The 23989-nt window shown below is 65.8% G+C and carries 21 protein-coding genes and 1 pseudogene; 14 read left to right on the top strand and 8 right to left on the bottom strand.

Annotated features, from left to right (window positions below; genetic code table 11):
• Positions 1-78 precede the first annotated feature (78 nt).
• Positions 79-1242, top strand: coding sequence for a PAS domain-containing sensor histidine kinase (locus XaplCFBP3123_RS02740; protein ID WP_104532696.1), 1164 nt, complete (start codon positions 79-81; stop codon positions 1240-1242).
• On the top strand, positions 1235-1603 hold the full coding sequence (locus XaplCFBP3123_RS02735; protein WP_104532695.1) for a response regulator: 369 nt from the start codon (positions 1235-1237) through the stop codon (positions 1601-1603). Before XaplCFBP3123_RS02740 ends, XaplCFBP3123_RS02735 begins: the two co-directional genes overlap by 8 nt.
• An 82-nt stretch (positions 1604-1685) precedes the next feature.
• Here the strand turns inward: XaplCFBP3123_RS02735 and XaplCFBP3123_RS02730 are convergent, their stop codons facing one another.
• The 3 genes from XaplCFBP3123_RS02730 to XaplCFBP3123_RS02720 form a co-directional block, all read right to left on the bottom strand.
• Entirely contained in the window at positions 1686-3035 is a 1350-nt protein-coding gene (locus tag XaplCFBP3123_RS02730; RefSeq protein WP_104532694.1) for a glycoside hydrolase family 16 protein, read from the bottom strand.
• A gap of 67 nt (positions 3036-3102) precedes the next feature.
• Positions 3103-3435 carry a hypothetical protein gene (locus XaplCFBP3123_RS02725; protein WP_146091262.1) on the bottom strand — a complete coding sequence of 111 codons (333 nt, stop codon included), beginning with the start codon at positions 3433-3435 and terminating at the stop codon, positions 3103-3105.
• A 17-nt stretch (positions 3436-3452) separates the two neighbouring features.
• Positions 3453-3728, bottom strand: a complete 276-nt coding sequence (locus tag XaplCFBP3123_RS02720) for a DUF2798 domain-containing protein (RefSeq protein WP_104532692.1) — start codon at positions 3726-3728, stop codon at positions 3453-3455.
• A gap of 135 nt (positions 3729-3863) precedes the next feature.
• On the opposite strand from XaplCFBP3123_RS02720, the gene XaplCFBP3123_RS02715 reads away from it, so the two are divergent.
• A complete protein-coding gene (locus XaplCFBP3123_RS02715) occupies positions 3864-4862 on the top strand; it encodes a LysR family transcriptional regulator (RefSeq protein WP_104532691.1) in 999 nt (332 codons plus the stop codon).
• A gap of 207 nt (positions 4863-5069) precedes the next feature.
• On the top strand, positions 5070-6119 hold the full coding sequence (locus XaplCFBP3123_RS02710) for an aldose epimerase family protein (RefSeq protein ID WP_104532690.1): 1050 nt from the start codon (positions 5070-5072) through the stop codon (positions 6117-6119).
• A 52-nt stretch (positions 6120-6171) separates the two neighbouring features.
• On the opposite strand, the gene XaplCFBP3123_RS02705 is transcribed toward XaplCFBP3123_RS02710, so the two are convergent.
• Positions 6172-6963 (bottom strand): cytochrome C assembly family protein, encoded by a 792-nt coding sequence (locus XaplCFBP3123_RS02705; RefSeq protein WP_104532689.1) that lies wholly within the window; start codon positions 6961-6963, stop codon positions 6172-6174.
• Between the two features lie 326 nt (positions 6964-7289).
• Between XaplCFBP3123_RS02705 and ffh the strand changes: the two genes are divergently transcribed.
• The 8 genes from ffh to rplS all read left to right on the top strand — a co-directional run bounded on the left by ffh (position 7290) and on the right by rplS (position 13981).
• On the top strand, positions 7290-8666 hold the full coding sequence (ffh, locus tag XaplCFBP3123_RS02700; RefSeq protein WP_064632203.1) for a signal recognition particle protein: 1377 nt from the start codon (positions 7290-7292) through the stop codon (positions 8664-8666).
• 313 nt (positions 8667-8979) lie between these two features.
• The gene (locus XaplCFBP3123_RS02695) at positions 8980-9795 is read left to right on the top strand and encodes a DUF2314 domain-containing protein (protein ID WP_253254119.1); all 816 of its coding nucleotides are present in this window, start codon (positions 8980-8982) and stop codon (positions 9793-9795) included.
• Positions 9796-9895: 100 nt separating this feature from the next.
• Positions 9896-10894 (top strand): NAD(P)H-dependent flavin oxidoreductase, encoded by a 999-nt coding sequence (locus XaplCFBP3123_RS02690; RefSeq protein WP_253254118.1) that lies wholly within the window; start codon positions 9896-9898, stop codon positions 10892-10894.
• The gene (locus XaplCFBP3123_RS02685; RefSeq protein ID WP_104532686.1) at positions 10885-11682 is read left to right on the top strand and encodes an aminotransferase class IV family protein; all 798 of its coding nucleotides are present in this window, start codon (positions 10885-10887) and stop codon (positions 11680-11682) included. The genes XaplCFBP3123_RS02690 and XaplCFBP3123_RS02685 overlap by 10 nt, the downstream gene beginning before the upstream one ends.
• Before the next feature lie 98 nt (positions 11683-11780).
• Positions 11781-12041 (top strand): 30S ribosomal protein S16, encoded by a 261-nt coding sequence (gene rpsP, locus XaplCFBP3123_RS02680; protein WP_011036396.1) that lies wholly within the window; start codon positions 11781-11783, stop codon positions 12039-12041.
• 43 nt (positions 12042-12084) lie between these two features.
• Positions 12085-12597: a ribosome maturation factor RimM gene (gene rimM, locus XaplCFBP3123_RS02675; protein ID WP_104532685.1), complete on the top strand. Its 513-nt coding sequence runs from the start codon at positions 12085-12087 to the stop codon at positions 12595-12597.
• A 72-nt stretch (positions 12598-12669) separates the two neighbouring features.
• Complete coding sequence (gene trmD, locus XaplCFBP3123_RS02670; protein WP_104532684.1) at positions 12670-13428, top strand: tRNA (guanosine(37)-N1)-methyltransferase TrmD; 759 nt, start codon at positions 12670-12672, stop codon at positions 13426-13428.
• A 145-nt stretch (positions 13429-13573) separates the two neighbouring features.
• A complete protein-coding gene (gene rplS, locus XaplCFBP3123_RS02665) occupies positions 13574-13981 on the top strand; it encodes a 50S ribosomal protein L19 (protein ID WP_005989873.1) in 408 nt (135 codons plus the stop codon).
• Positions 13982-14311: 330 nt separating this feature from the next.
• Here the strand turns inward: rplS and XaplCFBP3123_RS02660 are convergent, their stop codons facing one another.
• Positions 14312-15796, bottom strand: coding sequence for an MATE family efflux transporter (locus tag XaplCFBP3123_RS02660; protein WP_104532683.1), 1485 nt, complete (start codon positions 15794-15796; stop codon positions 14312-14314).
• Between the two features lie 287 nt (positions 15797-16083).
• Between XaplCFBP3123_RS02660 and XaplCFBP3123_RS02655 the strand changes: the two genes are divergently transcribed.
• Entirely contained in the window at positions 16084-16491 is a 408-nt protein-coding gene (locus XaplCFBP3123_RS02655) for an RNA-binding S4 domain-containing protein (protein WP_104533249.1), read from the top strand.
• 380 nt (positions 16492-16871) lie between these two features.
• On the opposite strand, the gene katG is transcribed toward XaplCFBP3123_RS02655, so the two are convergent.
• From katG to mutS, 3 genes are all read right to left on the bottom strand, one after another.
• The gene (gene katG / locus XaplCFBP3123_RS02650; RefSeq protein ID WP_104532682.1) at positions 16872-19118 is read right to left on the bottom strand and encodes a catalase/peroxidase HPI; all 2247 of its coding nucleotides are present in this window, start codon (positions 19116-19118) and stop codon (positions 16872-16874) included.
• Between the two features lie 359 nt (positions 19119-19477).
• On the bottom strand, positions 19478-20092 hold the full coding sequence (locus tag XaplCFBP3123_RS02645) for a DUF937 domain-containing protein (RefSeq protein ID WP_104532681.1): 615 nt from the start codon (positions 20090-20092) through the stop codon (positions 19478-19480).
• A 226-nt stretch (positions 20093-20318) separates the two neighbouring features.
• The gene (gene mutS / locus XaplCFBP3123_RS02640; protein ID WP_429001605.1) at positions 20319-22874 is read right to left on the bottom strand and encodes a DNA mismatch repair protein MutS; all 2556 of its coding nucleotides are present in this window, start codon (positions 22872-22874) and stop codon (positions 20319-20321) included.
• Positions 22875-23440: 566 nt separating this feature from the next.
• Here mutS and XaplCFBP3123_RS02635 point away from each other — a divergent pair.
• A pseudogene (locus XaplCFBP3123_RS02635) lies at positions 23441-23881 on the top strand (IS5 family transposase); the annotation flags it as partial.
• Positions 23882-23989 lie beyond the last annotated feature (108 nt).

The following is a 23989-nucleotide window of genomic DNA, read 5'->3' as shown; positions in this document are numbered from 1 at the left end:
TGCAGCCGGGTCGGCTTGCACGCGGCCTTCACGCACTCGTCACTATGGTCGCGCGCTTTCCCGGGGGAAAGTCGCGCGATGGATGCGAAAACGGCCGTCGACAGTGCGGGGCCGCTTTCTCACAACAGCCGGCAATGCCAGCTGTTGGTGCAGAGCGTGTCCGATTATGCGATCTACATGCTCGACACGGGCGGCCATGTGTGCACCTGGAATCCCGGTGGCGAGCGCATCAAGGGTTACACCGCCGCCGAGATCATCGGCTCGCATTTTTCGCGCTTTTATCTCCCAGAGGATGCGCATTGCGGCGAACCTGCCCGCAATCTGGACACCGCCAGACGCGAGGGGCGCTTTTCCACCGAAGGCTGGCGGGTGCGCAAGGACGGCAGCCGCTTCTGGGCGAGCGTGGCGATCGAGCCGGTGCTGGAATTCGGCGTATTGGTCGGTTTTGCCAAGGTTACCTGCGACATCGACCAGCAACACCAGGCGCAGCAGCTGTTGCAGCAGGCGCAGCACGCCCTGCTGCAGTCGCAGAAAGTGGATGCGCTGGGTCGCCTGACGCTCGGCATGGCGCACGATTTCAATAATCTGCTGACTGTGATGGTGACCAGCCTGGATTTGATCGCACTGCGTGCCGGCGACGACGCGCGCACGCGCATGCTGGTGGAAGCAGCGCAGACGGCAGTCGATCGTGGCACCTTGCTGACGCGCCAGCTGCTCGCCTTCGCGCGCGGGCAGCGATTGATTCCCGAGCGCCATGGCGCCAACGCGGTGTTGACGCGTTCGCTGGAGCTGCTGCGGCGTGCCTGCCCGGCCGGTCTTGCGTTGTCGCTCAAGTTTGCCGAGCAATTGCCCGATATCCGCGTGGACCCCGGCCAACTGGAAGCGGCCTTGCTCAATCTCGTGTTCAACAGCTGCGATGCCATGCCCGGCGGCGGCAACATCGTGCTGGAAACGGCTCTACAGCAGCGTGTTGCGCCGTCCGATCCGCATGGCCGGCAGCGCAGTTACGTGAGCATTGCCGTGCGCGATGACGGCCCCGGCATGTCTGCGCACGTGGCGCAATGCGCCAGTGAGCCATTTTTCACCACCAAGGACGTGGGCAAGGGCTCGGGCCTGGGATTGAGCCAGGTGTATGGCTTTGCGTCCCAATCCGGTGGCTTCGTCGAGCTGGATACCGCTCCCGCCCGCGGCACCACCGTTACCCTGTTTCTCCCGGCCATCGAGGAGGCTGAGCATGACTGAACCCCTGCGTCTGTTGATGGTGGAAGATCAACAGGAATTGCGCGAACTGATCGGCGAGGCGCTGCGCGATGCAGGCATCACCGTGGAAACCGCCGACGACGGCCATAGCGCCTTGCGCATGCTGCGCGAGAACGGCCCCTATGATGTGGTATTCAGCGATATCCGCATGCCCAATGGTATGTCGGGCATCGAACTGAGCGAACACGTGGCGCAACTGCTGCCGCAGGCGCGGATGATCCTGGCTTCGGGGTTTGCAAAGGCGCAGTTGCCGCCGCTGCCGGCGCAGGTGGATTTCCTGCCCAAGCCGTATCGCCTGCGTCAGCTGATCGATGTGTTGAAAGGTGTGGCAACCAACGCCTGAGCGTTGGCTGCGTGCTCCGTGCGCTGCAGAAACCACTGCATGCATTCGCGGGCCTTGACCGAGAGACCTGCACTTACGCCGCTCAACGGCTCTGGTAATACACCTTGTCGATGGCGATCTCCACCGGCGCGGCCGGCGGATCGCCCACCAGCATGAACATCTGTTTGACCGCCTGCAGATCCAGGTCGTAGAACGCACTGAAGGGAATGCTCACCTCGTGCCAGGCGCCGTCGCGCACCAGGCCGTACTGATTGCCGCCAGCGGCAAAATCCACCCAGCTGTCGCCAAAGCTGGTGTTGATGCCGATCTTGAACGTCGACGGTGTGGTGGTTTTCAGGTGCAGTTTCAGCGCGCCGCCGGCGTAGGCGGCCATGTTGCGATAGTCGGTCTGGATACCCAGGCCATACCAGGCACCGGCGTTGGCGCGGTAGGCCATCACGTTGCCGCCTTCGAACGGCGCCTGCGCAATCGGGGTGAGGTTGTTCCACAGATACAGCTCGGCATCCTGGCCGAAGTTCAGCCGTCCGCTGGTATCGGCCTGCTCGGTGAACACACCAAAGCGCCCTGCAGGGGCAGCGTGTTGCGCGCCCACGTACAGCTCCGAACCTGGGTTCTGATACAGGCGGATATAGTCGATCTCCATCCTGCCCGGCAGCGGCGCGGTCACCGCCGCAGGCGAGGTGATACCGGTATAGGTGCCGCCTACGGCGAGATTGAGCAGCAAATACTGCTGCTGATGGAATTCGTGCAGCGATGCGGCTTCGATATTGGAGATCGCAAACTCGAAGTATTGCCGGCCGTCGATCGACACGCGGATGAACTGCGGGTCCCAGGTCATGCGGTACACATGGAAGTCGGCATGCAGGTCCACCGGGCTGGTGTAGCTGGTGTCGTAGTCGGCCTGTTGGCCGTTGTAGTCCCAGTGCACCGCGGCGCCGATACGGCGATTGGCGGTGCCATTGGCGATCGCTGCGGCCATGCCGGCTTCCATCAGATCGATCTCGCCGCGACCTGGCCACACGCCGATGGTGCCCAGCATCCAGTACGCCGGCCACAGCCCGTTGCCCACCACCGGCGTCTTGATGCGCGCTTCCAGCGCGCCGTATTTGAAATGCATGCGGCCTTCGGTCTTGAGACGCGCCGAGGTGAACGGCATGCCCTGAAACGCTTCGCGCCGCGCTTCGATCACCAGCCGGCCATTCTCGATGCGCGCGTTTTCGGCGCGGCTGGTGTAGTACTGCATCTCGCCATTGCCCCAACCGCACAAGCCGATCTGGCAGCCATTGCCGACGTCGTAGGTCCACTTATTGCCGTCGATGCCGGGGCCGTTGAAGTTGTCTTCCCACACCAGGGTTTGCGCATGCGCGCCTGGTGTCATCGCCACTGCCCACAGCAGGGCGAACTGCACAGCGGCACTGCGTCGCATGTTCATGCGTGCTTCTCCAGAAAGTGGACCGATGTCCATGGAGACGTGACGCTGCGCAGCGGCTACTTCAGTGTCAAAGCAATTGTGTGGCGCGTTTCAGTTCCGTGGAGTTCATTCCGGAATAATCCATCATTGGCATGACGGCGGTCGCAGACTGTATGCGCCGGATGTTGCGTGGCAGCAGCTGGCTGCGGATGTTCGCTGCCGGCGCGATGGCATCTGCGGTGTCCGGGTCGATGCATTCAAGCTGGGAAATGGTCCGATCGTCAACGCATGCGAGCGTTGGCAGGATCTGGATGGGCTGCCGCGCAGGGAATGCCACCGTTGCAGGCCGGCCGCGTGCTGCTGCACATCGATGCGCTTGCGGACGCACCAGCACGATTGCCTGCGACAGCGTTTCGAGCACGCTCGCGCACGCCTGACTCAATGCCCCGCGTGCACCGTCCACGCCACCAGCCGTATCACCAACGGTCGCACCACCAGCACGCAGCAGAACGCGGTGGGCATCGCAATGCGGTAGGCGTCCAGCACGCGCCACAGGTAGCCGGGGGCAAGGCCGGTATTGGCGCCCGTGATCACCAGGCACATCAGCAAGGCCATGATCGCGGCCATATAGAGCGCGAAGACGAACGGGGTGGTGCGCACGCCGAGTTTCCGGCGCGGACGCAGCAATGGAGAGGAGGGGGGAGATGACGACATGCAATGGCCTCGGTTGCCGCGAATCGGCGCGATGGGCAGCACTGTAGAGACGTCACCGCGGGCGGGGTAGATCGCGTAGCCTTGCGGCTTACGTAAGAAAAACTTACGAATCGTTTGGTAATACTTGCCTAGTCAATGAACATTCTTCAGTCCATCCGTAGCTTTGTCAGCACCGTCGATGCCGGCAGCATTGCCGGAGGCGCCAAGTTGCTGGGGATCAGTGCCGCCGCGGTCAGCCAGAACATCGCACGTCTGGAACAGCACCTGGGCGTGCGTCTGCTGCACCGGACCACGCGCAGTCTGGCGCTGACCGAGCGCGGCACGCTGTACTTCGAACAGGTGCGGCAACTGGAGCGCGACCTGGAGCGCGCGCGGCAATCGGTGGCCGGGCCGCAGCAGGCTCCGGCGGGGCGATTGCGGGTGGCCAGCACCGCGGCCTTTGCGCGGCACGTGCTCGCCCCGATGCTGCCGGCCCTGCGTCGGCAGTACCCGCAGCTGGAGATCGAGCTGCTGTCTACCGACCGGGCCGTGCAGCACGCACAGGAAAACGTGGATGTCAGCCTGCGTATCGAGGCGCAGCTCGAAGATGGCCTGGTGGCGCGCTGCATCGCCCAGGTGCCGCTGGTGGTCTGCGCAGCGCCCGATTATCTGGCGCGCTGCGGGACGCCGCAGAGCGCGGACGAGTTGAAGTATCACGATTGCCTGCTGCTGCGTTACCCGGTCGACGGGCGCTGTCTGCCGTGGAGTTTCGTGCGCAACGGCGTGCGCTTCCAGCCGGAGCTGGGCAAGGCGATGGTCAGCGACGATATCGATGCGCTCGCCACCATGGCCGCTGCCGGTGGCGGCATCGCGCGCCTGGCCGCCTATGTCGTGCAGCCTTATCTGCAGCGCGGCGAGCTGCAGCCGCTGTTTGTTTCCGATTCCGGCAGCACCGCCCAGGCATTACCGGAGCCGCTGCGGATCTACCTCTGCGTCGCCGACCGCCGCGACTTCACCCCGAAGGTGCGCGCCTTCATGGAGCACGTGCTCGAACGTCTGCCGGTGCAATGGCGCACTGCCGAGCCCGCGCTGACGCCGGCTCAAGCGGCAGCCGAGGGGATCTGTCCATCCCTGGCCTCGACCGCCGAGCCGTAAACTACAGGCACCTGTACGTCGCCATGGCGGTAATTGGGTGTCTGCAGGTGCAACGTGTCTTGCTGCATCGCGATCAATCAGCCAGAGGCTGGCGCATGTGTCGCCGACATCGCCATCGCGTCGCACGCCACGATGTGCGCCGGGGCATGGTCGGCGACCGCGCTGCCCCGCTATGCTCGCCGGCTTCCAGTATCGGCGGGACGATCCATGCAGCGAGTGTTCGGGCAGTTGTCAGACGGTGTCGAAGTCCACGCGCTCACGCTGCGCAGCGATGCCGGGCTGGAGGCGGAAGTGCTCACCTACGGCGGCATCCTGCATGCGCTGCGGTTGACCACCGAGCGCGGGGTGGTGCCGCTGCTGCTGGCATTGCCGGATCTGTCTGCGTACGCCGCCGATGGCGACAGCCTCAACATCCTGGTCGGCCGCTTCGGCAACCGCATCGCCGGGGCGCGTTATACATTGGATGGCGTCACCCACACGCTGGCGGCCAATGAAGGGCGCAATCAATTGCACGGCGGCGTGCGCGGCTTCGGGCGGCGTGTGTGGAGCGTGCTGGAGCAGTCGCCGGATCATGTGCTGCTCGGTTACGACTCGCCCGATGGCGAAGAAGGCTATCCCGGTAATCTGCAGGTACGCGCGCGGCTGCAGCTGCGAGGTCGCAGCCTGCAGCTGGACTTCGAGGCGCAATGCGATGCCGCCACCGCGTTGAACCTGACTCATCACCCGTACTTCAATCTGTCCGGCGAGCCGCATCGGCGCGCCGCGCTGCAGGTGCTGCGGGTGCCGGCCGATCGCTATCTGCCGGTGGATGCCGAATCGATCCCGACCGGCAAGATCGCTTCCGTCGCCGGCACGCCGTTCGATTTCCGCCATGCGGCGGCGTTGGCCGATACGATCGATCCGTCGCATCCGCAGGTGATGCTCGGCAAGGGCTACGACCAATGCCTGGTGCTGGCCGCCGGGGCCGATTGCGTTGCCGAGCTGTACTCGCCGCACAGCGGCGTGGCGCTGCGCATCACCAGCGACGCGCCGGCGGTGCAACTCTACGAAGGCCAGCATCTTGACCACCACCATCCCGGACTCGGACGCGGCGTCTGCCTGGAGCCGCAGGACTACCCGGATGCGCCCAATCATCCCAACTTCCCGTCGACGATCCTGCGGCCCGGGCAGGTCTATCGCCGCCGCATCGCCTATCACTTCGCCAGCCCGGGGCCGGATCAGGCGTGGGCGGCGGTGAGCGCTGCGCTGGACGCCTGAGAGCGGGTGTCGCTACGACGGTGGGGCCACGACGCGCCTGAAGCCAACACGATCAGCGCGGCCCCAGCACCAGTTCGATCACGAACTTGCTGCCGAAGAACGACAACACCAGCAGCGCCATCGCGGTCAGCGTCCAGTGCACCGCCTTGGTGCCGCGCCAGCCGTTGCGCCAGCGGCCGATCAGCAGCGCACCGAACACGATCCACGACAGGATGCTAAGCACGGTCTTGTGCAGCAGCCGCTGCGCCAGGAAGTCCTGCACGAACAGCAGGCCGGTCAGCAGGGTCAGGCTCAACAACACGAAGCCCACGGTGATCGTGCGGAACAGCAGCGTCTCCAGCTCGGTCAACGGCGGCAGCGCGCGCAGCCAGGTGTGGAAGTCGCGCCGGCGCAGGGCCCGCTCCTGCAGCCACAGCATGATCGCCAGCAACGCGGCGATGCCCAGCGTGGCGTAGGCCAGCAGCGCCATCCACGCGTGCAGCTCCAGCCGCCAGCCCAGGTCCGAACTCGGTTCGTGACCATAGGCGTGATAGCAGGCCAGCAAGATCGCCGCCAGCGGGAACACCACCACGCCCACCGCCGCCATGCGCCCGCGCGCGCCGAACACGGCCGTCAGCGCGGCCATGCCCAGGCCGCACAGCGATAGCGCCGCGAAGAAATGCATGTCCGGCCCGCCGGCGGTGCGCAGCGCCACCAGCACGTGATACCCGGCGTGCAGCGCCACGGCCGCCAGCGCCGGGATCAGCCAGCGTGCCGGCGCCCGGTTGCCATCGCGCAGCACCGACCGGATGAGCAGCGCTGCGGCCAGCAGATACAAGGCGAACGCGATGAGAACGATTGTCATCGTGGAAGTTTCGCATATTGAGGGGCCGGGAATCGGGAATCGGGAATCGGGAAAAGCAGGTTGCGAGCTGCGGGGCTGGAGCTGGGCCGGCGTGCGGGGCAGGCCGCGAGCGGGTAGGGGGTTGGGATGGGGGGGTAGCCGCTGCTCCTGCGGCTGCTGTTTCTGTCCATTGCGGCGCTGTCGCTGGTTGGCCGTGCGCATTGCCGCGCGTGGACGCGGCTGCATCCCGGGCTGGCTTCGCCGGTGGGCGGCGGGGCGGCCGGGGCGGCGCATTGGCCGGTGCCGCTATAATCGACGCCCGTTTCCCCTCACGCGGTCCCTTGCGCATGTTCGAGTCCCTTACCCAACGTCTCTCCGGCACCATGGAGCGCCTGCGCGGCCGCGGCCGCCTGACCGAGGAGAACATCCGTGAAGCCACCCGTGAAGTGCGCATCGCCTTGCTCGAAGCCGACGTGGCGCTGCCGGTCGTACAGGCGCTGATCGAACGCATCAAGGTGCGCGCGGTCGGTCAGGAGGTACTCAAGTCGCTGACCCCGGGCCAGGCGCTGATCAAGATCGTCCGCGACGAACTGACCGCGGTGATGGGCGCGGCCGCCACCGACCTCAACCTCAACGTGCCGGCGCCGGCGATCATCCTGATGGCCGGCCTGCAGGGTGCGGGCAAGACCACCACGGTCGGAAAGCTCGCCAAGCACCTGAAGGAAAAGCGCAAGAAAAAGGTCATGGTGGTCTCGGCCGACGTCTATCGCCCGGCCGCGATCGAGCAGCTCAAGACCCTGGCCGAGCAGGTCGGCGTGCTGTTCTTCCCGTCCGACGCCTCGCAGAAGCCGGTCGACATCGTGCGCGCCGCCATCAGCGACGCGCGCAAGTCGTTCGCCGACGTGCTGCTGGTCGATACCGCCGGCCGTCTGGCGATCGATGCGGCGATGATGGACGAGATCAAGGCGCTGCACGCCGCGGTCAACCCGACCGAAACCCTGTTCGTGGTCGATGCGATGACCGGCCAGGACGCGGCCAACACCGCCAAGGCCTTCGGCGAGGCGCTACCGCTGACCGGCGTGGTGCTGACCAAGACCGACGGCGACGCCCGTGGCGGTGCCGCACTGAGCGTGCGCTACATCACTGGCAAGCCGATCAAGTTCGTCGGTACCGGCGAAAAGACCGACGGCCTGGACGTGTTCCATCCCGACCGCGTCGCCAGCCGCATCCTGGACATGGGCGACGTGCTGTCGCTGGTGGAGCAGGTCGAGCACAGCGTCGACCAGGAAAAGGCCGCCAAGCTCGCCGCCAAGGTCGCCAAGGGCAAGAAGTTCGACCTCAACGACATGAAGGAACAGCTCGAGCAGATGCAGAACATGGGCGGCATCCATGGGCTGATGGACAAGCTGCCGGGCATGGGCCAGATCCCGGACAACGTCAAGCAGCAGGTCACCGGCAAGGAAGTGCCGCGCATGATCGCGATCATCAATTCGATGACCAAGAAGGAGCGCCGCAATCCGGCCCTGCTCAACGGCTCGCGCCGCGCCCGCATCGCCCGCGGCTCCGGCATGTTGCCGGCCGACGTCAACAAGCTGATGAAGCAGTATCAGCAGATGGAAAAGATGATGGGCAAGCTGGCCGGCGGCGGCATGAAGGGCCTGATGCGCAACATGAAGGGCATGATGGGCGCCATGGGCGGCCGCGGCGGCATGCCGTTCCGCTGAGTGCAGTAATGCGCTGACGCGGCCTGCGCGCCGCCGCACTGGCCCTGCGCTGGCAATGCAGGGCATCGCTCCGCAGCAGAAGCAGGTGCGATTGCATCGCGTCTGCGTCGTGTCGTTTTCCCCAGGCCCGGCGTTGCCGTCGTCATGCGCCGACGTAGCGCGAGCGGTTGTCGAAGTCACCGGGTCATCGGGCACGCGCGGCACCTGAAAGTTGATCGCTGCGGTTCTGGGGGCTCCCTCGGGATTCGCTGATACCTGCGGGCGGCGTCATTGCTAGCCGCTCTTAGTCGAGGTAACCATGACCGAAAACCGCATGCATTTCGCAAACGATGAAGACGTTGCACTGCAGGCCGCCTATGCCTCAGCGCGCGACACCTTCAGGTTCTTCTGGCGCGAACTGTCCTGGGAATATCGCCGCATCGTGCCTGGCCTGGAAATGGCGGCAGTGAAACTGCCTTTTCCCACCGATGCTTCTGCGATTGATGCGCCTTCGCACGAGCATATGTGGATCTCCGATGTGCAGTTCGATGGCGAGCAGGTCTCCGGCAGCCTGCTCAACGATCCGAAGTGGATCGCAGGGCTCACTGCCGGCGACGCCGTGTCTGTACCGATCACCGACCTGGAAGACTGGATGTACGTGGCCGATGGCCAGGTCTACGGCGGCCATACCATCGATGCGATGCGTCGCACCATGTCGCGCGCCGAACGCGCCGAGCACGACGCTGCGTGGGGTCTGGACTTCGGCGAACCGGGTGCGGTGCGCCTGGTGCCGGCGCCCGTGCAGGAACGCAAAGGCGGCCTGTTCGGCAAGATGTTCGGGAGCAAGCCGGCCCAGGTTGCCGTAGCGGAGCTGGATCCGTCCGAGCGCGAGCATCCGATGAGCGAGAACATGGGCCCCAAGTTCGACGAGGGTCTGCGCGATCAGCCGGACATGGTGCATTTCCGCGACGACGCAGGTTGGACGCTGCTGCAGCGCGATGCATTGGCGGGCAATTATCAGCCGGTGTCATTGTTGCTGAAGCACGGCGCGGATGCGTCGCTGCGCACGCCATCGGGCAAGACGGCGCTGGATCTGGCGCGGCAGATGCAGTGGTCCAGAATCGTGCAGCTTCTCGAAGGCGATCGCTGAGGTGTCCGCGACACCGTCGCTTGCGTCAGATGGCCCGCACGCAAACGTCGCGCGTTTTTGCCAACGTTTCGACCTGCGCGTTCCCATTCTGCTCAGCCCCATGGCCGGTGCCTGCCCGGTGCCGTTGTCGGCGGCGGTTGCCGCGGCCGGCGGCATGGGCGCGATGGGCGCGGTGTTGTCGCAGCCGCAGGAGATCGTGGCGTGGATGACGGCGTTTCGTGACGCAAGCAGCGGGCCTGCACAGATCAATCTATGGATTCCCGATCCCGCACCGGTACGCAACGCAGATGCGGAAGCGCGTTTGCGGGAATTTCTATCGCAGTGGGGGGCGCCGGTTCCCGAGGAGGCGGGCGATGCAACGCCCGCCGACTTCGATGCCCAGTTCGAAGCCTTGCTCGCCGCGCGGCCCGCCGTCGCCTCGTCGATCATGGGCGTGTTTCGACCCGATCAGGTTGCGCGCCTGAAGCGCGCCGGCATCGCCTGGTTCGCCTGCGCCACCACGCTGGACGAAGCGCGTGCGGCCCAGGCGGCCGGTGCCGATGCGGTGGTTGCGCAGGGTGCCGAGGCCGGTGGGCATCGCGGTGCGTTCGACGCCGGTCGGGCCGAGTGGCAGATGACCGGGCTGTTCGCCTTGTTGCCGCGACTGGTCGACCACCTCGGTCTCCCGGTGATCGCCGCAGGCGGCATCGCCGACGCACGCGGCATTGCCGCGGCGCTGACGCTGGGCGCAAGCGCCGTGCAGATCGGTACCGGCCTGCTACGCACACCCGAGGCCGCGCTACCGAGCGCCTGGGCCGACGCCCTGGCCCAGGCCGAACCGGAGCAGACCCAGCCGACCCGCGCATTTTCCGGCCGTCTGGGGCGTGCGCTCGCCACGCCGTATGTGCGTGCTGCCACCGTCGCAGAGGCACCGGTGCCAGCACCGTATCCGGTGCAGCGCGCGCTGACCGCACCGATGCGTCAGGCCGCCGCGCGCGACAACCGCCTGGACGCCATGCAGGCCTGGGCCGGGCAATCGGCCTGGATGGCACCGGCCCAGCCAGCCGCGCAATTGGTGACCCAGTGGTGGGCCGAAGCACAGGCGCTGTTGTGCCGCTGATCTTCTGCAATGGCGCAGTGGCGACAGCGCAGCAATTGGGCGCTGCCGCATTGATCAACTACGGCCACTTCACCACGCTGCAGGTGCGCGCCGGTGCGGTGCGCGGGCTGGACCTGCATCTGCAACGACTGCAACACGACGGCGCTGCCTTGTTCGGTGCATCGATCGATGAGGCATCCCTGCGCGCCCAGTTGCGTGCTGCGTTGTCGGCTGCGAACTGCGAAGACGCCAGCGTGCGCATCACCGTGTTTGCGCAGGATTTCGACCTGCGCGATCCATCGCGCGAGCTTGTACCCGATGTATTGATTTCCATCGCGCCTGCAGCCCGGATGCCAGCCGCCGCACTGCGCGTGCGGCCGGTGCGTCATGTGCGCGAGCAACCGCACCACAAGCATGTCGGCACCTTCGCGCTGCTGCATCTGCGTCGCCAGGCCCTGGCGGCCGGCGACGACGATGCCTTGCTGGTCGACGCCCAGGATTGCCTGTTGGAAGGCGCGTTCTGGAATCTGGGCCTGTGGCAGCAGGGCAAGGTGGTGTGGCCGCAAGGGCCGGCGCTGCGCGGCACCCAGCAGCGTCTGCTGCAGGCAGGCCTGCGAACGCTCGGTATCCAGCAGGAGTTTCGCCCGGTCATGCTCAGCGAGCTGGACAGCTTCGATGGGGCCTTCAGCTGCAACGCGCGTGGTCAGCAAGCGATCGTGCAGGCCGGCGTGGCGTCGTGGTCGGCGCAGGCCGCGCAGCTGCCATTGCTGGAGCAGGCCCTGCAAACCCAGGCCTGGCAAGGAATCTGAGTCAATCCGGGGTGGCTTGGCTTCGCCGCCGGAGCCCGCTATAATCGCCGGCTTACCGCGCCACTCTGGCGACTGGGCAACTTTAGGAAAACGACACCATGGTCAAGATTCGACTGACCCGCGGCGGCGCCAAGAAGCGTCCGTTCTACCACATCATCGTGACCGACGTGCGCAGCGCGCGCGATGGCCGCAACATTGAGCGTCTGGGTTACTACAACCCGGTTGCGCAGGGCGCAGAACCGCGCGTCGTGCTGGACGTCGCACGCGTCGACCATTGGGTCGGCCAGGGCGCACAGCTGACCGACAAGGTGCGTAACCTGTATCGCGAAGCCTCCAAGTCCCAGGCCGCTGCGGCCTGATCTTGAGGGCCGGGCGTCACCGCCTGGCCCGGAGTCGACGCAGATGAAGCCGACCGAGCGCCGCATCCTGTTAGGCAGGATTGTCGGCGCTTTTGGTGTCAAGGGCGAGCTCAAGCTCGAATCCTGGACCGAGCCGCGCAGTGCGATCTTCCGGTACCAGCCGTGGATCGTGCGGACGCCCTTGGGGCAGGAATCGGTCGTGAGCGGCGTGCGTGGACGCGATCAGGGCAAGAATCTGATCGCGGTGTTCCCCGACGTCAGTGACCGCGACACCGTCGAAGCCATGCACGGGACCGAGATCTATGTCTCGCGCAGCGTGCTGCCGCCGCCCAAGCCCGATGAATACTATTGGGTGGATCTGGAAGAGCTACACGTGGAAACCGTCGAGGGCGTCAAGCTCGGCACGGTGTCGCACCTGTTCTCCACCGGCTCCAACGACGTGATGGTGGTGCGTGGCGATCGCGAGCGGCTGGTGCCGTTCGTGCTGCCGGATTTCGTCAAGTCGGTCGACTTCGAAGCCAACCTGATCGTGGTGGACTGGGATCCGGATTTCTGATCAAGGCGGTGCCCCGGCTCCGCCCTTGCTCTACCCATTCCCCAATCCCGATTCCCGATTCCCGATTCTCCAGTGCGCATCGACGTCATCAGCCTGTTCCCCGAGTTCATTGCGCAATGCGCGGCGTTCGGCGTGGTCGGGCGGGCGCAGGAGCGTGGCTTGCTGGAATTGCAGGGCTGGAATCCGCGCGAGCATGCGCAGGGTAATTACCGCCGGGTGGACGATCGTCCGTTCGGTGGCGGTCCCGGCATGGTGATGTTGATCGAGCCGTTGCGGGCCTGTCTGGACGCGGTGCAAGCGGCAGACCCGCGTCCGGCACCGGTGATCTATCTCAGCCCGCAGGGGCGGCCGCTGACCCAGCCGCTCGCCCGCGAGCTGGCGCAGTTGCCACGCATGGTGTTGTTGTGCGGGCGCTACGAAGGCGTGGATGAGCGTTTTCTGGCGCAGGCGGTGGACATGGAAATCTCCATCGGCGACTACGTGTTGTCCGGTGGCGAGCTTGGCGCGGCGGTGCTGGTGGATGTGGTGACGCGGTTGCAGGAGGGGGTGTTGAACGACGCCGAATCCGCAGCGCAGGATAGTTTCGAAGGCCCGCAAGGGCTGCTCGACTGCCCGCACTACAGCCATCCATCGACCCATGACTGGGGCGATGTGCCGGATGTGTTGCGCTCGGGCAACCATGCTGCAATCGTGCGCTGGCGTCGGCAGCAGTCGCTGGGCCGAACCTGGTTGCGCCGCCCGGACCTGCTCGATGAGGCCGGGTTGGACAAGAATGATCGCCGTCTGCTGGACGAGTTCCGCCGCGAACTCGCCGCGGGCGACAAGAAATAAGGGCTCCACCCCTAGCTCTTGCAACATTGGTTGGGGTACAATATGCGGCTTGCTGGCCAGCCTTGCGTCTGGCCCTCCTACGAACCTCGAGCAATCGCCGTGCGGCGACTGCCGGTCCAATATCACCAGACACGCGGTGCCCATCATGAGCAAACTCAACAAGACCATCCTGGCTGACTTCGAAGCCGCCCAGATTCAGCGCAAGCTTCCCGAGTTCAACCAGGGCGACACCGTCGTGGTGAACGTCAAGGTGAAGGAAGGCAACCGCGAGCGCGTGCAGGCCTATGAGGGCGTCGTGATCGGTACCAAGAACGCCGGCCTGAACTCCGCGTTCACCGTGCGCAAGATCTCGCACGGCTTCGGCGTCGAGCGCGTGTTCCAGACCCACAGTGCCATCATCGACTCGGTCGAAGTGAAGCGTCGCGGCAAGGTGCGCGCCGGCAAGCTGTACTACCTGCGTGGTCTGGAAGGCAAGGCTGCGCGCATCAAGGAAGATCTGGCCGCCGCTGCACAGGCCAAGGCCGCTCGCCAGGCTGCTGCCAAGGCTGAGTAAGTCGCCAGCAGGCTTGTTGTCCTGCTGATGCCAGACGGCCGCCTTCGGGCGGCCGTTTGCGTTGTGGGAATCGGGATTAGGGAATCGGGATTCGCCGGTCATGCGTACGCGATGCTCATACGGTTTACACGTGGGCGCGCGGTTGCTGCGCAGTGGGGGCGGGATGTCTTTTCGTAGCGACTCGGCGAGCGGTGGCGTCGGTCGGCTGGGTCGATCACTCAAGAAATCCGTGCGCGCTGTATCGATCATTTCAATACAGCGTCCGGCTCCTGCTTTCGCGCGTAATGTCGGCCGGTGTGGCAGCGCGCTAGCCGGATGGGTCAGCGGACGTCAGTGCCGGCGGGGCTGCGGCACGTCTGCGACCGGCGCGGTATCGGCGACCGGCGAGGCCGGATGCGCCGGTATTTCGGCAGCGGCGGCCAGCTCCGCAGGATTCGCAGGATGCGCCGGCGTGGTCAGCATCCGCGCCTTGCGCCAGCCGCCCCAGCGGTAATACGCCAGCGACAGCAGCATCGAACATGCCGAGCTGATCGGAAGGCTCCACCAGATGCCATCGGCTCCCAGATGCGGAATCAAGGCCTTCGCCAACGGCACGCGCACGCCCCACAGACCGAACGCCAGGATCAGCAGCGGCGGGATCACCGCACCGGTGGCCCGCACCACGCCGGAAATCACAAAGCTCACGCCGAACAGCAGGAACGACCAGATGCCGATGTGGTTGAGATGCCGCGCGACCTCCAGCGTCGGGCTGTCGGTCGGCAGGAACAGCGCCAGCGTCCAGCGATCGAACACGATCAGCAGCCCGATCAGCACGCCGGTCAGCAGGAAGTTGGCGACGATGCCGGTGCGTGCGGTGGCATCCACGCGCGTCCACAATCCCGCGCCCACGTTCTGCGCGGCCATCGTCGAACAGGCCGCGCCCAGCGCCATCGCCGGCATCTGCACATACGTCCATAGCTGCAGCGCCGCGCCGTAGGCGGCTGCGGTGTCGGTACCGAAGCCGTTGACCAGCGTCATCATCGCGATCATGGCCAGCGAAATCAGCACCATCTGCAGGCCCATCGGCACGCCTTTGACGATGAGTGCGCGCAGGATCGTCGGCGCGATGCGGAACAGGTGCAGATCGCCACGGCCCAGCCACAGCACATGGCGTTTGCTGCGCAGATACAGCAGCAAACCGCCCAGTGCCACCGCCTGTGCCAGCAACGTGGCCCAGGCCGCGCCGGCGATGCCCAGCGCCGGGAACGGACCCAGGCCGAAGATCAGCAGCGGGTTGAACACGATGTCCAGCGCCACCGATACCAGCAAGAAGCGGAACGGCGTGCGGGCATCGCCGGTACCGCGCAGCGCCGCCGACAGGAACGCAAACACATAGATCAGCGGCATCGCCAGGAAAATCACCCGCAGGTACTCCTCGGCCAATGTCTGCGATGCCGGTGGCGTGCCCATCGCGGTCAACAGATGCGGCGCCAGAAACCAGCCCAGCACCGCGATCAGTGCCGACAGCCCGCCGAAGAAACTGGCGCTGGTGCCCATGACCCTGCGCGCCTGCGCGATGTCGCGCGCGCCCATTGCCTGGCCGATCAGGATGGTCGAGGCCATGCCGATGCCGAACACCGAGCCGATCAGGAAGAACATGATGCTGTTGGCATTGGCCGCCGCAGTCAGCGCCTCCTCGCCGAGGTAGCGACCTACCCAGATCGCGTTGATCGAGCCATTGAGCGATTGCGCGATATTCCCCGCAAGAATCGGCATCGCGAACAGCAGCAGATTCTTGCCGATCGGGCCTTCGGTCAGGACAGCGGATTTGGGCATTGCAGACGTGCCGTGGTACGGAAGCTGCGAACACTAGCATTGGCTTGTGTGAGGCGTGCGGCGCCCGACGTTTCGATGACACCAGGCACGGCACCCGCCGTGCAGATCTGCCTGTACCGCTCAGCCAGGACGCGGTCGGCGGTCCAGGTCCGGTCGGCAGCGACGCTTGAGTTCCGGCGAGGTTGCCCAAATGTTTTTCGCTCAACGCAGCCCGTTGCGACGCGCCGCTGCGGCGCGATCACGGCAGCGGCCCGCAGCCCATTGGAACCGACGGCAAGCACAACGCGATGACTCAACTGGTGGAACATGCGACGACGGTCAGGCTGGATGTCTGGTTGTGGGCGGCGCGTTTTTTCAAGACGCGCAGCCTGGCCAAGACGGCGGTCGACAACGGCAAGGTGGATGTCGCCGGCCAGCGGCCCAAGCCCTCGCGCACGCTGCGTAGCGGCGAACAACTGCGCATCGACCGTGGCGGCGAGATCTTCGAAGTCACCGTTGCCGCGCTGAGCGATGTGCGCGGCCCGGCACCGGTCGCACAGACGCTGTACGTGGAAAGCGATGCCTCACGCCAGGCGCGTGCGCAATGGCGGCTGCAGCGCGCCGCCGAACGTACCGGCTATCGCGCACCCGAGGGCAAGCCGGACAAGCGCGCACGCCGGCTGATCAACGCGCTGGGCGATATCGACGCGTTGTAGCACTGCGCGGGCTGTCCGCTGCGAATCGGCTGACGGAAACAAAAAACGCCTGGGCATCCGTCATGTTGTTCAATCAATAAAAACGGCGCTTCTCCATCGCGGGGGAAGCGCCGTTCGTGATGCTCTGCTCTTAACCATGCACACCGACCATCTCGACGGGTCCTTGTCCGCTCGCCGTCGCGGGACCTTACGCGGCATGGATGCCGCGTAAGAGCTTACAGGGACGTACTTGCGGCGTGTCCCGCGAGGGTGGGCGGGCAAGGGCCTTGCAGCCAAACCGGAGACCCGCCGCTCCACTGACGTCTCCAGTGCCGAGTCAATCTTGCGTGTAGTTCAACAGAGAGTTTAAGGCGCACGCACGAGGGCGTGCGCCTTGCCACTCACGCCAGATCGAAACGATCCAGCTGCATCACCTTGGTCCAGGCGGCGACGAAGTCCTGGACGAACTTCTCCTGTGCTTCGGCGCTGGCATAGACCTCGGCCACCGCACGCAGGATCGAGTTGGAACCGAACACCAGATCCACGCGCGTGCCGGTCCACTTGGTTTCGCCGGTGCTGCGGTCGCGGCCTTCGTAGACCTCCTTCGCTTCGGAGGTGGCTTTCCACTCGGTGCGCATGTCGAGCAGGTTGGCGAAGAAGTCGTTGCTCAGCACGCCGGGGCGGGTGGTGAACACGCCGTGCCTGGAGTCGCCGACATTGGCGCCGAGCACGCGCAGGCCGCCAACCAGCACGGTCAACTCGGGCGCGGTCAGCGTCAGCAGCTGTGCCTTGTCGATCAGCAGTGCCTCTGCCGGCACTGCGTAGCGCTGCTTGGCGTAGTTGCGGAAGCCATCGGCCACCGGCTCCAGCACTGCGAAGGACTCGACATCGGTCTGCGCCTGCGAGGCATCGGTGCGGCCGGGTGCGAACGGCACGGTGACGCTGTGGCCTGCGGCCTGTGCGGCGCGTTCGACCGCGGCGTTACCGGCCAGCACGATCAGGTCGGCGAGCGAGATCTGCTTGCCGCCCGAGTGCGCGCCGTTGAAGTCGGCCCGGATGCGCTCCAACGTACCCAGCACCTGCGCAAGCTGCTCGGGTTGGTTGGCCTGCCAATCCTTCTGCGGTGCCAGGCGGATGCGTGCGCCATTGGCGCCGCCACGCTTGTCCGAGCCGCGGAAGGTCGACGCCGACGCCCACGCGGTGGACACCAGCTGCGCCACGCTCAGGCCGGAGTCGAGGATGGCCTGCTTGAGGGCGGCGGCGTCCTGCGCATCGACCAGCGGATGGTCGACCGCCGGCACCGGGTCCTGCCACAGCAGTTCTTCGCTCGGCACCTCCGCCCCCAGGTAACGCGAACGCGGACCCATGTCGCGGTGGGTGAGCTTGAACCAGGCGCGGGCGAAGGCATCGGCGAACTGGTCCGGGTGTTCGTGGAAGCGACGCGAGATGGCCTCGTAAGCGGGGTCGAAACGCAGCGCCAGATCGGTGGTCAGCATGGTCGGGCGATGCTTCTTCGACGCATCGTGCGCATCCGGGATGATGGCGTCGGCATTCTTGGCCACCCACTGGTGCGCACCGGCCGGGCTCTTGCTCAGCTCCCACTCGAACGTGAACAGATGGTCGAAGAAATCGTTGCTCCACTGCGCCGGTGTGGTGGTCCAGGTGACTTCCAGGCCGCTGGTGATGGTGTCGGCGCCCTTGCCGCTGCCGTAGCGGTTGTGCCAGCCCAGGCCCTGGCTTTCCAGCTCGCCGGCTTCCGGCTCGGCACCGACGTTGTCGGCCGGGCCGGCACCGTGGGTCTTGCCGAAGGTGTGGCCGCCGGCGATCAGCGCCACGGTCTCTTCGTCGTTCATCGCCATGCGCGCGAAGGTGTCGCGGATGTCGCGCGCGGCGGCGACCGGGTCGGGCTTGCCGTCCGGGCCTTCCGGATTGACGTAGATCAGGCCCATCTGCACGGCGGCGAGCGGGTTTTCCAGATCGCGGGTATGCGGCACTTCGCTGTCGTCGTCCTTCACCAGCACGCCGTGCGCTTCGTCCACGCCCGGCGAACCACGCGAGTAGCGCTCGTCGCCACCCAGCCACTTGGTTTCCCGGCCCCAGTACAGGTCCTGATCCGGTTCCCAGGTGTCTTCGCGGCCACCGGCAAAGCCGAAGGTCGTAAAGCCCATGCTTTCCAGCGCGACGTTGCCGGTGAGGATCATCAGGTCGGCCCAGGAGATCGCCTGGCCGTACTTCTGCTTGATCGGCCACAGCAGGCGGCGCGCCTTGTCCAGGCTGACGTTGTCCGGCCAGCTGTTGAGCGGTGCGAAGCGCTGCTGGCCGCGACCGCCACCGCCACGCCCGTCGCCGATGCGATAGGTACCGGCGCTATGCCAGGCCATGCGCACGAACAGCGGGCCGTAATGGCCGAAGTCGGCCGGCCACCAGTCCTGCGAGTCGGTCATCAGCGCACGCAGTTCCTGCTTGAGCGCGGCCAGATCGATGCGCTTGAACGCTTCGGCATAGTTGAAGGTCTGGCCCAGCGGGTTGGACTTGCTCGAATGCTGGCTGAGCAGGTCCACGCGCAACTGCTTGGGCCACCAATCGCGGTTGGTGGTTCCGGTACCGACGACGGCGTGGTTGAAGGGGCACTTGGCTTCGGTTGTCATGGCAATACCTGTGTGCGTGAGCACTTGGGGAGCTGTGTGCCGAGACTGCGGACACGTGCTGGTGGAATTGGAGGGGCGAGCTATGCAGCGGTGGTCATCCATCGACGGCGCACATGCAGCCGTGGGGTCATCGAGAAGCGTCGCCGCGTGTGGCGATGCTAGCGCCTGCCTGCAGGGGCCGGTATAGGTCGGTATCCGGAATGTGACTGGCAGACGTGCGCATCAGGCGGACTCATCGTGGCGGCGTGCGCACACGATAAGCACTATCGATCGATTTTAGAATTCGAATTATTCAAACATATCGATAGCGAGGCGCTATGGATGGCACGCCGGTGCCGAACCGACGTGCGCTCGCGATGTCAGCGCTTGCCGAACAGGCTGCCGCCGAGCTTCATGACATCGCCCAGCCCAAGCTTTCCGTCGCCGTCCTGGTCCAGTACGTTGCCCAGCAAGCCGTTGACCGCGGTGTTGCTGCTGACCTGCTGGTGTTCCTGCGCCAGGGCAGGACCGAGCTGGCTGCTGGCAGCGGCATTGCCGCCGAGGAAGCGCTTGGCCAGATACGCCATCACGATGGGTGCCAGCAATTGCAGCAGTTGATTGGCCTTGCCGGTCTCCAGCCCGGCAGCCTGGCCCAGGCCTGCGGCAGCCTGCGGTGCCTTGTCGCCGAACAGATGCCCCACGATGCCGGCGCCATTGCCTTGCGCACCGCTGGCCGAGCCGCCCAGCAACGCACCGAGCAGGCTGCCGATATCCGTGCTGCCGGCATGATCGCGCTGCAAGGCACCCAGCAACGCGTCGGTGCCACCGGCCTGCTGGCTGTTACGGCCCAGGGCACCCATCAACAGCGGCAGCGCGGTCTGCACCGCCGATTGCGCCTGCTCGGGCGCGATGCCGAGCCGGCTGGCGAGTTGCTGCAACTGCGGGCCTTGCAACTGCGCGGCAAGTTGATCGGTCAACGAGGTGGATGTGGTCATCGGTGTCTCCGGTTGGACAAAACGTTGCGGCAGCGTGCGCCCGTCGCGCCATCAGAGCAACACGGCACGTGCCGCGATGCAGGGCGAGGGCAGCGATACCACACAGTGGCAGTCAAGCCGCTTCATCCGACAACAACACGGCAACGGGTTGACCAACCCCGCAAAGCGTAGAGCCAGGCAACTACGCTCTTACGATTCCCGATTCCCGATTCCCGATTCCCCGCACTCAAAGCAGCGCCTTCAACCGATACAGGGCCTCCAGCGCCTGCCTGGGCGAGAGCTCGTCCGGGTCCAGCGCCTGCAGCGCTTCCTGCGCGGCCGAAGAGGGCGTAGTGAACAAACCGAACTGTTGCGGGGCGTCCAATGCGGCCGGCGCCATCTGCGCGACATGGCTTTCGCCGCCGCGTTGTTCCAGTTCGGCCAGGCGATGACGCGCCTGCGTCACGGCAGCTTTGGGCAAGCCGGCAAGCGCGGCCACCTGCAGGCCGAAGCTGCGATTGGCCGGGCCATCCTTGACCGCATGCATGAACACCAGACGCTCGCCGTGTTCGACCGCATCCAGATGCACGTTGGCGATGCCGCTGGCACCACCGGCATGCGACTCGTCGGCCAGCGCGGTGAGCTCGAAGTAATGCGTGGCGAACAGCGTGTAGCAGCGATTGGTATGCGCCAGATGGCGTGCGACGGCATCGGCCAGCGCCAGGCCGTCGTAGGTGGAGGTACCGCGGCCGATCTCGTCCATCAGCACCAGCGATTGCGGCGTGGCGTGGTGCAGGATGTAGCTGGTTTCGGCCATTTCCACCATGAAGGTGGATTGCCCGCGCGCCAGGTCATCGCCGGCGCCGATGCGGGTGAGGATGCGGTCGATCGGCCCGATCACCGCGCGGCTGGCCGGCACATAGCTGCCGATGTGCGCCAGCAGCACGATCAGGGCGTTCTGGCGCATGTAGGTCGATTTACCGCCCATGTTCGGGCCGGTGATGACCAGCATGCGGCGGTCGGCGTGCAACTCCAGATCGTTGGGTTCAAACGGCTGGTCGCGTACCGCTTCCACCACCGGGTGGCGGCCGCGTTCGATGCGCAGGCACGGTGCGCTGTCCAGTTCCGGCTGCGACCAATCCAGTGCCTGCGCGCGTTCGGCGAAGCCGGCCAGCACGTCGAGTTCGCTCAATGCGCTCGCGCAGCGCTTGAGGCCTTCCAGCTCGCCGCCGAGTGCATCGAGCAGGCCTTCGTACAGCAGCTTTTCGCGCGACAACGAGCGCTCGCGCGCCGACAGCACCTTGTCCTCGAAGCTCTTGAGTTCTTCGGTGATGTAGCGCTCGGCATTGGTCAGCGTCTGCCGGCGGCTGTAGTGCAGCGGGGCTTTCTCGGACTGGCCCTTGCTGATCTCGATGTAGTAGCCGTGCACGCGGTTGTAGCCGACCTTGAGCGTGGCGATGCCGCTGCTGGCGCGTTCGCGCTGTTCCAGGTCGATCAGGAATTGATCGGCATTGGTGGACAGGCGGCGCAACTCATCCAGATCGGCGTCGTACCCGGTGGCGATCACGCCACCGTCGCTGAGCTTGAGCGGCGGTTGTTCGGCCACCGCGCTGAGCAGCAGATGCGCGGTGGCATCGTGTTCGCCGAGTTCGGCATGCAGCGTTTGCAGGCGCGGCGAATCCAGCGGCGCGAGGATCGCGCGCACGGTCGGCAGCAGCGCCAGGCCATCGCGCAAGGTGGAAAAATCGCGCGGGCGCGCCGAGCGCAGCGCCACCCGGGTGAGAATGCGTTCCAGATCGCCAAGCGCGCGGAAGGCCTCGCGCACGTCGGCGTCGGCGCCGCTGTCGATCAGGGTGCCGACTGCGTGGTGGCGCTGCACCAGGACCTCGCGCAGGCGCAGCGGGCGGTGCAGCCAGCGCCGCAGCAGGCGTCCGCCCATCGGCGTGACCGTGCTGTCCAGCACCCCGAGCAAGGTGTTGCGGGTGTCGCCATCGATGCGCGTGTCCAGTTCCAGATGCCGGCGCGTGGCCGCGTTCATCGAGATTGCCTCGCTGGCCACTTCCATCGCGACGGAGGTCAGGTGCGGCAAGCGCTGTTTCTGGGTTTCCTCGACATAGCCCAGCAGCGCGCCGGCGGCCGCGGTGGCACAGGGCTTGTCGTCGATGCCGAAGCCGGACAGGTCGTGCAACTTGAAGAACGCCAGCAGCTGGCGCCGGCCGCTGTCGGCGTCGAACAACCACGGTGGCCGCCGCCGCACGCCCACGCGGCCACGCAGGAATTCCGGCCAGTTGTCCTCGTCGGGCACCAACAGCTCGGCCGGTTCCAGGCGCGCGATTTCCGCTTCCAGCGCGTCCACGCTGTCCACTTCATTGACCAGAAAACGCCCACCGGCCAGATCGGCCCAGGCCAGGCCGTAGCCCTGCTTGCTGCGCGCGATCGCCATCAGCAAGGTGTCGCGGCGCTCGTCCAGCAGCGCCTCGTCGGTGACCGTCCCCGGGGTGACGATGCGCACCACCTTGCGCTCGACCAGGCCCTTGGCCAGCGCCGGGTCGCCGATCTGCTCGCAGATCGCCACCGACTCGCCCAACGCCACCAGCCGCGCCAGGTAGCCCTCGTAGGCATGCACCGGCACGCCCGCCATCGGGATGGGCGCACCGCCGGAACTGCCGCGCTGGGTCAGGGTGATGTCGAGCAGCCGCGCAGCCTTGCGCGCATCGTCGTAAAACAGCTCGTAGAAATCGCCCATGCGGAAGAACAGCAGCAGGTCGGGGTAGTCCGACTTGGCGGCGAAGAATTGCTTCATGAGGGGGGTGTGCTCTACAGCCCCGCTGGCGCTCTTGATTTTTTCTTTTGTGTCAGTGCTTTGCAAGAAATGTTCTTCCGGGATGGGGCGGTCAATCAGGGTCGCTGGCGGCAAGTAACGGTGATTTTTGTTGCGACGCTGCTGCGACGACCCTCTAAACGGGATCAAATCGATGTTGCGACGAAATGGACGAGGAGCCGTGCTGGCATTGGATGTTGCGACGGAACCAGGGGCCGCCTCAAGTCGGCCCGGGCTCAAGTTTAAGCGCACCCACCGACAAATCCTTGAGCTGTCGGCCGCGAGGGCGCCGGCCATGGGTCCAAGCGGGCGATTGACCATCGGGCCGAGGCCTTCGTCGGACGAAGAGCGACAGCCCTGCCGCATCCTGGATGGCAATCAGGAGGCCCCCAACGGGGTTTGGCTTCTACGTAGGAAAGCGGGCCACGACCTATGAAGTGGTCCGGCGTGGTCTGCAAGGCGTGCGTCATTTCTCGCTGGCTAAGGAACCTCTGAACAAAGCAGCCTGATCTGCCACAATCGACCGACGAAGCGAGTGGACAATTTCGATGCAATTGAGCTTCGGCGACGCGGAATACAACAGCAAGCGCAAGCCGACGCGGCGCGAGGTGTTCTTGGCCGAGATGGATCCGGTGGTGTCGTGGGAGGACCTGCTGGCGCTGCTCGCGCCGCACTATCCGAAGTCCGGGCAGCCGGGGCGACAGCCGTATCCGCTGGAGACGATGCTGCGCATCCATTTTTTGCAGCAGTGGTATGCATTGAGCGATCCGTCGGCGGAAGAAGCCCTGTACGACACGGTGTCGATGCGCCGTGCCGCCAAGATCGGCGGCGTGGATAAGGTGCCGGACGAGACCACGATTCTCAACTTCCGCCACTTGCTGAAGCAGCACGATTTGGCGCGCAAGCTGTTCAACCGGGTCAACGCGCACCTGTCGCGCAAGGGGCAGAGCCTGCGAAGCGGGACGATCGTGGACGCCACGATCATTGCGCGCTATCGCGGCCTGGCAAAGAACACCGCGCAGGGGGTGACGCTGTTTGCGCAGTCGAACCTGTGGCTGAAGCGAAAGCAGTTGATGCCTGTCGCGGGGAGGTGTGCC

This window comes from Xanthomonas arboricola pv. populi (assembly GCF_002939945.1).
Classification (GTDB): domain Bacteria; phylum Pseudomonadota; class Gammaproteobacteria; order Xanthomonadales; family Xanthomonadaceae; genus Xanthomonas; species Xanthomonas arboricola_A.
Note: the sequence above shows the minus strand (reverse complement) of the source record. Positions and strands in the feature narration are given on the sequence as shown.